The sequence below is a fragment of the Rothia nasimurium genome (genome assembly GCF_042660305.1).
GTDB classification, from domain to species: domain Bacteria; phylum Actinomycetota; class Actinomycetes; order Actinomycetales; family Micrococcaceae; genus Rothia; species Rothia nasimurium.
Map to the genome: position 1 here is coordinate 95,297 of NZ_JBHSTW010000003.1, position 13,025 is coordinate 108,321.

The 13,025-nt window shown below is 61.4% G+C and carries 10 protein-coding genes; all 10 read left to right on the plus strand.

Annotated features, from left to right (window positions below; translation table 11 throughout):
- Positions 1 to 177: 177 nt before the first annotated feature.
- The 10 genes from ACFP6B_RS01760 (at position 178) to ACFP6B_RS01805 (ending at position 12,936) form a co-directional block, all read left to right on the plus strand.
- Positions 178 to 1,794 carry an ABC transporter ATP-binding protein gene (locus ACFP6B_RS01760; RefSeq protein WP_377126018.1) on the plus strand — a complete coding sequence of 539 codons (1,617 nt, stop codon included), beginning with the start codon at positions 178 to 180 and terminating at the stop codon, positions 1,792 to 1,794.
- Positions 1,781 to 3,079, plus strand: a complete 1,299-nt coding sequence (locus tag ACFP6B_RS01765) for an ABC transporter permease (RefSeq protein ID WP_377126021.1) — start codon at positions 1,781 to 1,783, stop codon at positions 3,077 to 3,079. The genes ACFP6B_RS01760 and ACFP6B_RS01765 overlap by 14 nt, the downstream gene beginning before the upstream one ends.
- A 2-nt stretch (positions 3,080 to 3,081) precedes the next feature.
- Positions 3,082 to 4,374, plus strand: coding sequence for an ABC transporter permease (locus tag ACFP6B_RS01770; RefSeq protein WP_377126023.1), 1,293 nt, complete (start codon positions 3,082 to 3,084; stop codon positions 4,372 to 4,374).
- Between the two features lie 285 nt (positions 4,375 to 4,659).
- Entirely contained in the window at positions 4,660 to 5,061 is a 402-nt protein-coding gene (locus ACFP6B_RS01775) for a cytidine deaminase (RefSeq protein WP_377126026.1), read from the plus strand.
- Between the two features lie 139 nt (positions 5,062 to 5,200).
- The gene (locus ACFP6B_RS01780) at positions 5,201 to 6,499 is read left to right on the plus strand and encodes a thymidine phosphorylase (protein WP_377126029.1); all 1,299 of its coding nucleotides are present in this window, start codon (positions 5,201 to 5,203) and stop codon (positions 6,497 to 6,499) included.
- 36 nt (positions 6,500 to 6,535) lie between these two features.
- Positions 6,536 to 8,248: a hypothetical protein gene (locus ACFP6B_RS01785; protein ID WP_377126032.1), complete on the plus strand. Its 1,713-nt coding sequence runs from the start codon at positions 6,536 to 6,538 to the stop codon at positions 8,246 to 8,248.
- A gap of 86 nt (positions 8,249 to 8,334) precedes the next feature.
- Positions 8,335 to 9,594: an adenosine deaminase gene (locus ACFP6B_RS01790; protein ID WP_377126035.1), complete on the plus strand. Its 1,260-nt coding sequence runs from the start codon at positions 8,335 to 8,337 to the stop codon at positions 9,592 to 9,594.
- Positions 9,591 to 10,298 carry a MazG nucleotide pyrophosphohydrolase domain-containing protein gene (locus tag ACFP6B_RS01795; RefSeq protein WP_377126038.1) on the plus strand — a complete coding sequence of 236 codons (708 nt, stop codon included), beginning with the start codon at positions 9,591 to 9,593 and terminating at the stop codon, positions 10,296 to 10,298. The genes ACFP6B_RS01790 and ACFP6B_RS01795 overlap by 4 nt, the downstream gene beginning before the upstream one ends.
- 383 nt (positions 10,299 to 10,681) lie before the next feature.
- The gene (gene eno, locus ACFP6B_RS01800) at positions 10,682 to 11,962 is read left to right on the plus strand and encodes a phosphopyruvate hydratase (RefSeq protein WP_377126041.1); all 1,281 of its coding nucleotides are present in this window, start codon (positions 10,682 to 10,684) and stop codon (positions 11,960 to 11,962) included.
- A 569-nt stretch (positions 11,963 to 12,531) separates the two neighbouring features.
- On the plus strand, positions 12,532 to 12,936 hold the full coding sequence (locus ACFP6B_RS01805) for a lactococcin 972 family bacteriocin (protein ID WP_237205660.1): 405 nt from the start codon (positions 12,532 to 12,534) through the stop codon (positions 12,934 to 12,936).
- Positions 12,937 to 13,025 lie beyond the last annotated feature (89 nt).

Sequence of the window (13,025 nt, forward strand, 5' to 3'; positions counted from 1 at the left end):
AACGGCTCACACCCTCAGCAACGAGAGGTGTGAGCCGTTTGTCTGGCCAGCGGTCCTGCTGTGGCAGACAGCCTTTAGGGCAGGGGCCTAACCCGCTAAACTAGGCACAAGCACTCCTTCACTCTGCAGCCCCCGGGCCCGCAGTGTGCGTCCGGTTCTCACACAGAAAGCCACCCCATGAAACTCGAACTGCGCAAGGTCACCAAACGCTTCGGTGACTTTACCGCGAACGACAGCATCGACCTTGTGGTCCGCCCCGGCACGGTACACTGCCTGCTGGGTGAAAACGGCGCGGGTAAGTCCACCCTCATGAACGTTATCTTCGGCCTCTACCAGCCCACCGAAGGTCAGCTCTTCATTGACGATCAGCCGGTTGAGTTTTCAGGCCCATCAGACGCCATGGCAGCGGGTATTGGCATGGTGCACCAGCACTTCATGCTGGTTCCGGTATTCACCGTTGCCGAGAACGTGGCCCTGGGCTCTGAATCAGTCAAGGGCGGAACCCTCGACCTTGAGACCACCCGCCGTAAGATTCGTGAAATCTCTGACCGCTACGGCTTTGCGGTTGACCCCGACGCTATTGTTGAAAACCTGCCGGTTGGTGTGCAGCAGCGCGTTGAAATCATCAAAGCCCTGGTGCGCGACGCAGAAGTGCTCATTCTGGACGAGCCCACCGCCGTGCTCACCCCCGCCGAAACCGATCAGCTGCTGGGCATCATGGACCAGCTCCGCAAGGACGGCAAGTCCCTGCTCTTTATCTCCCACAAGCTTCGCGAAGTCCGTGAGATTTCAGATGACATCACCGTCATCCGCCGCGGCAAGGTAGTTGGCCATGCTGACCCCTCCATGTCGACCACTGAACTGGCCTCTCTCATGGTGGGTAAGGCCGTTCAGCTAACCGTTGACAAGTCTGAGGCTCAGACTAATGAGCAGACCTTCGCCGTTGAAAACCTCACCCTAGTAGCCGATAACGGCGTGCCCCTGCTCAAGGATGTCAGCTTCACCGTGCACGGCGGCGAGATTCTCGCCGTTGCCGGTGTGCAGGGCAACGGCCAGACCGAGCTGGCAGAATCCATCATTGGACTGCACCCCAAGGCCACCGGCTCTATGAAACTCAACGGTCTTGAGCTTCTTGGGAAAACCACCAAGCAGGTGCTGCGCTCCGGGGTCGGTTTCGTGCCCGAAGACCGTAGCAAGGACGGCCTGGTCGGCTCCTTCTCTATCTCAGAGAACCTGATTCTCGACCTCTTTGACACCAAAGACTTCTCCTCAGCCGGTACCCTGAACCGCACCAAGATTTCTGAAAATGCCGACCGGGCAGGAGCCGAGTTCGATATCCGCATGGGGTCCAAGGAACACGCAGCTTCCACTCTCTCCGGCGGTAACCAGCAGAAAATCGTTGTTGCCCGCGAGCTCTCCCGCCCGCTAGAACTCTTCGTCGCATCCCAGCCCACCCGCGGCGTCGACGTTGGTTCTATCGAATTCATCCACAAGCGCATCGTCGAAGAGCGCGACAAGGGCGTGCCCGTCATCATCGTCTCTACCGAACTCGACGAAGTTTACGGTCTAGCCGACCGCATCGCCGTCTTCTTCCACGGGGAGCTCATGGGAATCGTCCCGCCCAGCACCCCGCGCTCCGTTCTTGGCCAGATGATGGCAGGAGTCACCTACGAAGAGGCTCTCGCAGCAGCTGCAGAACACGAAGAAGAAGCCCCCAGCGCATCCCACGCCAAGCACATGGCCCCCACCCCCGAGACCCCCTGGGCAGAAGGAGAAGAGAATGAGCGAGCATAAGCCCGCAACCCCGCAGGTAGACCCTGCCCTTGCTGCCGATACGGCAGATAAAACCCCGCCCCAGGACGTTCCCTCCCAGCTAGTAGCCACCGAGAAGCCCTCCGCCTTCGCTCGTATCGCAGGCGGCAACGTCGGCCTCTCCATCGGTGCAGCTCTGGCCGCCTTTATCGTGGGTGGCATTCTCATCGCTTTCACCGACCCGGCAACCCAAAAAGCGGCAGGCTACTTCTTTGCTCGACCCCTGGATACCATCAGCGCTGGCTGGACTGCCGCCTACGAGTCCTACCTGGCCCTGCTACAAGGCGCTATCTACAACCCCAACGGTAAGAGCTTTGTCCAGCAGATTCGCCCCATCACCGAAACCCTCACCGTAGCCACCCCGCTCATCTTTGCGGGCCTGGCCGTAGCCCTCTCCTTCCGAGCAGGTCTCTTCAACATCGGTGCCCAGGGCCAGATTATCCTCGGTGCTATCGTCTCCGGCTGGGTCGGCCTCAATGCTGGCCTCCCCGCCGTCGTCACCATCCCCCTGGTTATCCTCGGCGGTATCATCGGCGGTGCCTTCTGGGGCGGTATCATCGGCGTTCTCAAGGCTAAGACCGGTGCCCACGAAGTCATCCTGTCCATCATGATGAACTACATCGCGGCCAACCTGCTGGTCTACCTGCTCAAGACCCCCCTGCTCCAGCGCGAAGGCAGTTCCAACCCTATCTCCGAAAAACTGCCAGAAGCCGCGGCCTTCCCCCAGATCCTAGGCCCTTCCTTCCGCCTGCACCTGGGCTTCATCCTCGCGATTCTCGCCGTTCTCTTCATCAGCTGGCTCCTGAACCGATCCACCATCGGCTTCCGCCTGCGCGCAGTCGGCGCTAATCCTAACGCTGCACGTACCGCAGGTATCTCGGTTGCTTCGGGCTACATCATCGTCATGGCCATTTCCGGTGCCCTCGCAGGCCTCGCCGGTACCGCCCAGGTCTCTGGCACCGAAAAGGTGCTCACTACCGGTATCGCCGGTACCCTGGGCTTCGACGCCATCACCGTAGCTCTGCTCGGACGCTCCACCCCCTGGGGCACCTTCTTCGCTGCCCTCCTCTTCGGCGCTTTCCGCGCAGGCGGCGTCTCCATGCAGGTAGCCACCGGCACCTCTATCGACATCGTCCTTGTGCTCCAGGCCCTGATCGTCCTCTTCATCGCCGCGCCCCCGCTGGTTCGTGCCATGTTCCGCCTGCCCGATCCCACTGGCAAGCCCAAGAAAAAGAAGTCAGCTAAGAAGAAGGCCGTGGAGGCATAACCATGAGCGTCATCGCAACTCCCGAAACCACCGCCAGCACTTCAGAAGAAAAGCTGGTCGTCAAAAACTGGAAGAACCCCATCATCTACGGGGCACTTGCAGTACTTGCCACCCTGCTCATTGCCCTGCGCGCCCCCAAGAGCACCATCAGTCTGGGCATCTCGGACGGCGTCAGCTGGTTCTCAGCCGAACCCCTCCAAATCAATCCCCAGGTCTACGGCTGGGTAGCCTCCATCGTCATGCTTGCTGTAGCAGGCTATGCTCTGGTCACCACCAACGCCGGCAAAACCCTGGGCCGCTGGGTAGCGCCCCTCTTCTGGTTCGCCTTCGCCTCCGGTCTGCTCATCTGGGCCATCGGCTCCACCACCAAGCCAGAACTCTCCCTGGTTTCCCTGCTCAATGGCGCCGTGCTGCTCTCCATCCCCATGATCTTCGGCTCCATGGGCGGTCTGCTCTGTGAGCGTTCCGGCATCGTCAACATCGCCATCGAAGGTCAGCTTCTGCTGGGCGCCTTCTCCGCTGTCCTGGTGGGTTCCATCACGAAGAACGCCTGGGCAGGCCTTCTTGCAGCCATGATCGGCGGCATGCTGGTCTCAGCCCTGCTGGCCCTCTTCTCCATCAAGTACCTGGTCGACCAGGTCATCGTGGGTGTCGTGGTCAACGTCCTGGTCTCAGGCCTCACCGGCTTCCTCTTCAGCCGAGTCCTTGAACCCAACGCGTCCACTCTCAACTCTGCGCCCAAGCTGCCGGCCTTCGCCATCCCCGGCCTCTCCGAAATTCCTGTTCTGGGCCCCGTCCTCTTCAACCAGAACGTGCTGGTCTACCTCATGTACATCGTGGTAGCCGTCATCTGGTTCGCCCTCAACAAGACCCGCTGGGGCCTGCGTACCCGTGCTGTCGGTGAGCACCCCAAGGCGGCCGATACCCTGGGCGTTAACGTCAACCGCTTGCGCGCCACCAACGTCCTGCTGGCCGGTGCCGTAGCCGGTATGGGCGGCGCCTTCTTCACCCTGGTCTCCGTATCCTCCTTCAACTCCGACATGACCGCAGGCCAAGGCTACATCGCCCTCGCCGCCCTCATCTTCGGCCGCTGGACCCCCATCGGAGCCCTCTCCGCCGCCCTCCTCTTCGGCTTCTCCCTCAACCTGCAGTTCGTCCTCTCCATCCTGGGCACCAGCGTGCCCACCGAACTGCTCGCCATGCTGCCCTACCTGGTCACCATCTTCGCGGTAGCCGGTCTGGTGGGCCGCTCCCGCGGCCCCGCCGCAGTGGGCAAGCCTTACATCAAGGAGTAGGTCCGGACGGACGCAGGGAGATAAGTAGCGCCATCCGGGTATGCCGCCGCTGCGCAACCATTCTTTCTCCTCGCGCGGGGCGCTCGTCGAAATTCATCGCCAGGCCCGATCCACGCGCCGGCAGGCGGCATACCCTACCGGCGCTTGAACTCCTTCTCCCCTAAGCCAGGTGGCCGCTACCTTCATGTAGGGTAGCGGCCACTGCTGTCTTACCGTTCTTAAATTTCGGCTACCGGGGCGTCCGCCTCCCCCATACCTATAGAAAACTTACAAAGGAAGATACCAATGACTACACAAGATATTGACTGGGACCAGCTCACCGCTGCCGCCACCGCAGCCCTAGCGAACTCCTACTCGCCCTATTCCAACTTCGCGGTTGGGGTCGCTGCCCTGACCACCGACGGGCGCTTGATCACCGGCGCCAACATCGAAAACGCCTCCTACGGGCTCACCCTCTGCGCCGAATGTTCGCTGATTTCCGAGCTCTTCCGCACCGGCGGCGGTAAGCTTGCCGCATTTGCCTGCGTCGATAAGGACGGCAACGCACTTATGCCCTGTGGCCGTTGCCGTCAACTGCTCTACGAACACAGCACCCCCGGCATGCTCCTGCGCTCTACCAGCGGAGTGCTCACCATCGAGCAGATGCTGCCCGACGCCTTCGGCCCCGACCGCCTAGCTGCCCCCTAGCGTCCTCATCTTTCCCGTTCACCGACCGCTTTGCAGCGGCCACGCCCCGGCGCGAACTGGCATACTGGAAGATAAGACCGAAGAACACAAGAACACAGGGCAGGGGAGCGAAGCTGCACCCTGCCGGGAAGGTGAGCGCTTGAGCACCGAAGCTTTCGACGCCGTAGACATTATCCGCACCAAACGTGACCACGGAACCCTCACCAACGACCAGATCGACTGGGTCATCGACGCCTACACCCGCGGCGTTGTAGCCGACGAGCAGATGAGCGCCCTGGCCATGGCCATCTTCCTCAACGGCATGAACCGCGAAGAGATTGCCCGCTGGACCGATGCCATGATTCGCTCCGGTGAGCGCATGGACTTCTCATCCATCATCGGTCCCGGCAAAAAACTTGCCACCGCAGACAAGCACTCCACCGGCGGCGTCGGCGACAAAATCACCCTGCCCCTGGCCCCGCTGGTCTCCGTCTACAACGTGGCAGTACCCCAGCTCTCAGGCCGCGGCCTGGGCCATACCGGCGGCACCCTCGATAAGCTCGAAGCTATCCCCGGCTGGCAGGCCAACATTTCCAACGAAAAGACCCTGGACATTCTCGGTACCGTCGGCGCTGTTATCTCAGCCGCAGGCACCGGCCTGGCCCCCGCCGACAAGAAGCTCTACGCCCTGCGCGACACCACCTCCACCGTTGAAGCGATTCCGCTCATTGCCTCGTCCATTATGAGCAAGAAAATCGCCGAGGGCACCGACTCTCTGGTGCTCGACGTCAAGGTCGGCTCCGGTGCCTTTATGAAGGACGCCGCGCGCGCCCGTGAGCTGGCAGAGGTCATGGTTGAGCTGGGTCGGGGCGCCGGCGTTAAAACCAGTGCCCTGCTCACCAACATGGACACCCCCCTGGGCCTGGCCGTTGGCAACGCCAATGAGGTGGCAGAATCTGTTGAGGTGCTCGCCGGCGGTGGGCCCGCCGATATTGTCGAACTAACCGTCGAGCTGGCCCGGGTCATGCTCAAAAACTCCGGCATCGATGCCGACCCCGCCGAGGCTCTTGCGGACGGCCGCGCCATGGACAAGTGGCGCGAAATGATTTCCGCCCAGGGCGGCGACCCCGATGTAGCCCTGCCCCAGGCCCGCGAAACCCACACCGTCTACGCTGACGCAAGCGGCACCCTAACCCGCTTGGACGCCCTGGCTGTTGGCGTGGCGTCCTGGCGCCTGGGCGCAGGCCGAGCCCGCAAGGAAGACGCCGTGCAGCTGGCAGCGGGTATCAACCTGCACGCCAAGCCCGGCGACACCGTCACCGCCGGTCAGCCCCTGATGACCCTGATGACCGACACCCCCGAACGCTTTGAACGGGCCCTGGAATCCCTCAAGGACGCCTGGACTATCGGAGGCGATTACACCCCCACCGACCTGATTCTGGATAGAATCAACGCTTAAAACCTCCCTTCGACCCTGCAAGAAAAGAGAAGAACCGTGGGCCTATTTAGCCGCAAGAAAACTCAGGCACCTGCCCCCGCACAGAACACCGCCCAGCCCGCCTCTAGCGACACCGCTCAGCGGGATGTTCTGGCAACCGGTATCGACGCCGAGCAGGCGCATACCCCCAAGAGCGCTGAGACTGCCCCTGCCCCCACCCGCCTGGGCGCAGGCGAGGGCCTTAAGGCCGTCGTGAAGCTCATGCGTGCTAAGGCAGAGGGCCAGGTGACCCTGAACCTGACCCAGAACGCCAACGACATGAAGTACACCCTCTACCAGCGCGGCCAGGAAGTTGAGTCTGGTCTAGTCACCCCCGGTAGCGAGTGGTTCCAGGCCGTGGCTGACCTCTACGTTGAGGAAGAGAAGAGCGAGCGCGGCGCCTGGAACCGCGCCCTGATTGTGGTTAACCCCGCTATTGGCAGCGATGCGGCTGTGCACGCTTCTTTCATGAACACCGCCACCAGCAAGACCCACAACCTCAACTACGCCCTGGACATGGGCGCTGCCCAGGCTCAGCAGGCTGGCGAGGCTGAGCAGGCCGGTAAGGCCCAGCAGGTTGCTGAGGCTCAGCAGGGTAAGGACGCCGCCCCCGCCCCGGTTGCCACAGGGCAGGGGGAAACCGCAGCCCAGGCTGAGGACCGCATGAGCCGTATCTCAGCCCGTCTGGCTCAGGAGAAGGCAGCGCAAGAGAAAGCAGCACAGGAGAATACTGACCAGAGCGAAGCAGAGAATGCTGAAAGCCCCGCTGAGGAAGCCTCAGATACCGCTGAAGAAGCGGCTGTAGAGCCTGCGCAGGAAGAGGCCTCCGCAGTAGAAGCAGGTAGCGCTGAAGAAGCTGCTGCGGAAGAAGCTACCGCCGAGGAGACTCCCGAAGCAGATACCGCTTACCAGCAGGGTGCCGTAACCGCTGCTGCCGCTGAGAACTACCCGGCGACTGCGAGCGTCCGCTCTGCAACACTCGTCGAAGAAGCAGCACCTGCCGAAGAAGTAGCGCCCGCCGAAGACGCCGCCCCGGTAGAAGAAGCTGCCGCATCCGACGAGAATGATGCCCACCAGCTGCCCACCCACCTGGACGACAGCGAATTTGAAGCCGACGACCAGCCCCAGGCGTCCGCTGCACAGGCCCAGGCCCGCAGCCTGCCCGCGTCCGCACCGACCCTGGATGCCCCCATGACGAGCACTAGCGTGGACATCGCCCCCTCCTACGCCGAGCACAGCCAGCCCAAGCCCTCTGCCACCAAGAAAGCCAGCGGCAACCTGGTGCTCACCGAAGCCGAGGTCGTCTCCCGCTTCGCCCCGGCCTACGAAGCCCTCTTCGGTGCCTCTGGCACCGCCCGCGATGTCTCCACCGTGCTGATTCGCGTTCGAACCCTGGGCTCCTACTACGACGCCCTGACCCACGTGCGCCGCAACGGCTTCTGGGAACAGGTACGCACCTTCGACCTGATCCCCGAAGAAACCCTAGCGATTCTGCAGCTCAAGGCCGATTCCTACAAGGAAGGCCACGGCTCGCCCCTGGCCATCAACATCCGCTTCACCCCCGGCACCCCCGTTGAAGCCACCTTCGACTATGCCGATGAAGAGGCCTTTGTGCGCTACCCTGAGCACCTGCCTGCCCAGCAGTACGTAGAGGAGCTGCGCATGTTCCCCCGCACCGGTGAGAACATCCCGGCCCACATGAATGAGGCTCTGGCCTCCTGGACCTTCTAGGTCAGTACCCACCACTTTCTACCCTCCCGCCCCGAAAGAGCCCCGGCCTTTTCGGGGCGGGCCACTACCGAAAGAGCTTTCCCCGTATGACCGCCCCCGCGCCCACCCTGACCTGGCTCCAAAAGCTGCCCAAAGTCTGCCTGCACGACCACCTCGACGGTGGCCTGCTGCCCGAGACCCTCATCGAGCTAGCCGATCGAGTAGGCCACACCCTGCCCACAACCGACCCGCAGGAGCTGGGGGAGTGGTTCAAGCAGGCAGCAGACTCCCGCTCCCTGGCCCGCTATCTAGAAACCTTTGAGCACACCGTAGCTGTCATGCAAACCGCAGATAACCTGCGCCGGGTTGCCCGCGAGCACGTATTGACCCTGGCCGCCGACGGCGTTATCTACGGCGAGGTGCGCTGGGCCCCCGAACTGCACCTGCGCGGTGGGCTGACCATGGCCCAGGCCGTTGAAGCGGTCGCCGACGGGCTCATGGACGGCATGGAGCAGGTAGGTCGGGCAGGCGGACGCATCCTGGTCAACCAGATTCTGTGCGCCATGCGCCACCAAAACAACTCCCTGGACGTCGTTAAAACCGCCCTGGCCTACCGGGCCCTGGGCGTGGTGGGCTTCGACCTAGCCGGGCCCGAGGACGGCCACCCCACCTCATCTCACGCAGAAGCCCTGAACCTTGCCGCCGAGCACTTCCTGCCCGTCACCCTCCACGCCGGTGAAGCCTTCGGTCTGGCCTCTATCCGCGAAGCTCTGGTCACCGGCCGGGCTCTGAGACTGGGCCACGGCGTCCGCATCACCGAAGACATTACAGCCCGCACCCTGGCAGAGATCGACCCCGACGGCTCCCTCATGCCCGGGGCAGACCCCAGCCAGACCGTCCTGCAGCTGGGCGAGGTCGCCGAAGCCGTCAAAAACCGCCGTATCGTGCTTGAAACCTGCCCCTGCTCCAACCTACAGACCGACGCTGCCGAAAAAGCCAGCAACGTGGGGCAGAAGAAGGCCTTTGAACCGGCCCTCAGCCACGAAGAGCACCCGGCAGCCCTGCTCCTGCAGGCCGGGTTCGCGGTCACTATCAACCCCGATAACCGCCTGATGAGCGCCACCAGCATGACCCGGGAATTCGCCGAACTCGCCACCCACCAGGGCTTTGGTCTACCCGAATTCTTCGAAGTCACCTACAACGCCATCAACGGAGCCTTCTGCTCCTTCGACGAAAAACAGGCCCTGCTCACCAGCATCCAGAGCGCCTACGGGCAGCTGGCCCTCGAAGAGCCCGGCCAGGCAGGCACCGACCAGGCAGGCACCGACCAGGCAGGCACCGACCAGGAAGGGCAGCGCGGCGCATGACCCGGTCGAGACAAGAGCACCCCGCCCCAGCACCAGAACCCGGTGATCTCGGGGGCAGCTTCGAGCACCTGATGGGGCTCATGCAGACCCTCCGCAGCCCCGACGGCTGCGCCTGGACGTCCTCCCAAACCCACGCGTCCATCATGCACTACCTCATCGAAGAAACCTACGAGGTCGCCGAAGCCGTTGAAGCCCCCGGCGGAGTCAACCTGCCCCTGCTGTGCGAAGAACTGGGGGATGTGCTGCTCAACGTCATCTTCCACGCCACCATGGCCGCCGAAACCCCCGCCGCGCAGGGCAGCTTCACCATGCAGGACGTCATCGACGGGCTCGCCGCCAAACTGGTGCGCCGCAACCCCCACGTCTTCGCGTCCACCGACCAGGGCCGCGAAAAGCTCAGTGCCGCCGACATCTACGATGCCTGGGACCAGCTCAAAAAAGCCGAAAAACCCGAACGCACCGGCCCCTTCGACGGGCTCCCACCGGCCCTGCCCGCGCTCGCCCTCGCCGCCAAGGTCGCGGAGAGAGCCGAGACCGCCGGGGTTGACCTTACAGGCGCGGACGCCGGTGAGCCGCTCCCGGCCTTCGCCAACGAGCAGGAGCTGGGCGCCTACCTCTACAAGCTGGCAGCCTCCGCCCGCACCGCTGGGCTCGATGCGGAGCGGGCCCTGCGGACCTATGTGCAAGGGTTGATACGCGACTGAGGCGGTGGGGTGGCGGTGCTCTGGCAGCCCGCTGGCTGGATGTAGCGAGCGGGTGCGTCAGCACATAAGAGCGAGTGGAATCCGCCGTTAGGCGGGGCGTGAATCATGACGAGCCGCCAGGCGAGGAATGAGAGGGTCGGCGGGCAGAAGAGCACCGCCACCCCACCAGCACCGCCATAAGGTAGTTGTGACCCGTTGGTCAGAATCCCACAAAACCTCAGAAGTGCTGAAGAAAACCGTTGGAAATGTTGAATTCCTGTGTGCTTATGTGGGTTTTTTGGTAGACTGGGGGCATAAACGCGCGCGGGCTCCACGGCCCGATCAGCAACCGGCTGTAGCGCTATATAGCCATTTTCATTTCTCATCCTTCAAGGAGCATTTTCATGGCTTTGATTACCGCAGTTCACGCTCGTCAGATTCTTGACTCACGCGGCAACCCCACCGTTGAGGTTGAGGTTCTGCTCGAAGACGGCGCTTTTGGCCGTGCAGCAGTTCCCTCAGGCGCATCCACCGGTGAGTGGGAAGCCGTAGAGCGCCGCGACGGCGACAAGGCTGTTTACCTGGGCAAGGGCGTTCTCGGCGCTGTCTCTGCAGTGATTGAAGAAATCGCTGAAGAGGTTATCGGCATCGACGCAACCGACCAGCGCGCTGTTGACGCAGCCATGATCGCCCTGGACGGCACCAACAACAAGGGCAAGCTCGGCGCAAACGCTATCCTCGGCGTTTCTATGGCCGTTGCTAAGGCAGCAGCTGAGTCCTCAGACCTGCCCCTCTACAAGTACCTGGGCGGCCCCAACGCTCACATCCTGCCCGTTCCCATGATGAACATCCTCAACGGCGGCTCACACGCTGACTCCAACGTTGACATCCAGGAATTCATGATCGCCCCCATCGGCTTCGACACCTTCTCCGCTGCCCTGCAGGCTGGCGTTGAGGTGTACCACGCTCTCAAGAGCGTTCTGCACGACCGTGGCCTGTCCACTGGTCTGGGCGACGAGGGTGGCTTCGCTCCCAACCTCGACTCCAACGCTGCAGCTCTTGACCTAATCATCGAGGCCATCGAGAAGGCCGGCTACAAGCCCGGTGAAGAGATTGCCCTGGCTCTGGACGTCGCTTCTTCCGAGTTCTACAACGACGGCGCCTACGACTTCGAAGGCCAGAAGAAGTCCGCAGCTGAAATGTCTGCCTACTACGCTGACCTGGTTGCTAAGTACCCCCTCGTTTCCATCGAGGATCCCCTGGATGAGAACGACTGGGACGGCTACAAGACCCTCACCGCCGAAATTGGCGACAAGGTTCAGATCGTTGGCGACGACCTCTTCGTGACCAACCCCGAACGTCTGGCTCAGGGCATCGAGGGTGGCGCTGCTAACGCCCTGCTCGTGAAGGTAAACCAGATTGGTTCACTGACCGAGACCTTCGACGCTATGAGCATGGCTCAGCGCAACGAGTACCGCTGCATGGTTTCACACCGTTCAGGTGAGACCGAGGACGTGACCATCGCTGACCTGGCTGTTGCTACCAACGCTGGCCAGATCAAGACCGGTGCTCCCGCCCGCTCCGAGCGCGTTGCTAAGTACAACCAGCTGCTGCGCATCGAAGAAGAGCTCGGCGATCAGGCTGTTTACGCAGGCAAGGGTGCTTTCCCCCGCTTCGCAAAGTAGTCTGCCCACTCTCTAAGGTAAGAGAGTAAGGACGCCCGTGCCCCGGCCAGGTTGCCCCTGGCCGGGGCTTTGCGTATTTAAGAGGCTTATTCATAAGGTGTTTCACAGGCTCACGCTGGATGGAGCCCAGCAGATTCTGAGCGCGCGAGGAAATAAATCTGCGGGCGGAATAGACGGTAAGCCTGACCCTCACGCCCCGCCTAGCGGCGGATTCCGTTCCCTCTTGCATGCTGTCGCACCCGCTCACTTCATACGAGCCAGCAGCTTCGCTGTGAGCCTGCTCCACCTGCCCTAATGAATAAGCTTCTAAGAAGCTGATAGCTTTGATCGTATTTGCTCTACTACCTGGTGGTATCACCTAAAGATAAGGTTCTTCGTTTTTTGTAATTCCTGAGCAGTTTCAGGCCAGTAGAATTTGGTTAAAAAACCTAAAAATGTATTGTATGTCACTAAAGGGGGGTGTAATATGGCTATACACCTCTTAGGAGGGGTAAAGAAAAAGATGCATGGAAGGTGGTTGGGCCTACAATCCATGCATCACAGTGAATTATCACTAAGGAGAATATATCATGCGAACTGTAAGACTTGCATCTTCACTAGTAGTTGCGGTACTGACATTTGTAGCTATGGCGCCTGCGTCAGCTTTGTCAGCCGAAAACAATGATTCTGTAGCACCTGTCCCAGTTGCAGCGGCTGTAGGTGAAGATTTCGGTAGGGAGATAGCCCCTCTGTGGACAGCACTGGGTATGAAATCTCAGCACCCGGATGAAGGTGGTACCTGGGAGTATGGCTTTCAAAATGCAAAAGTTCGTTCTTACTACACTGTGAACAAGTGCCATGGCTCAACTGTGCGGGATGGGGCAGGTCGTGAATCACGTAGCGTTAATACTGCCTCAGGTCATAAATCGATTGCAGAAATCTGGGCGATCAATTCTCCCAACCTTAATCCTAGCTACTACTACTGGATTTGTTAGTTGACGATAGCCTAGCTAGTGGTGAGAGGCTAATTTTGGGTTAGTCTCTCACCATAGTTAAAGTGTGAAAGGATGGGTGAAAGTGATAC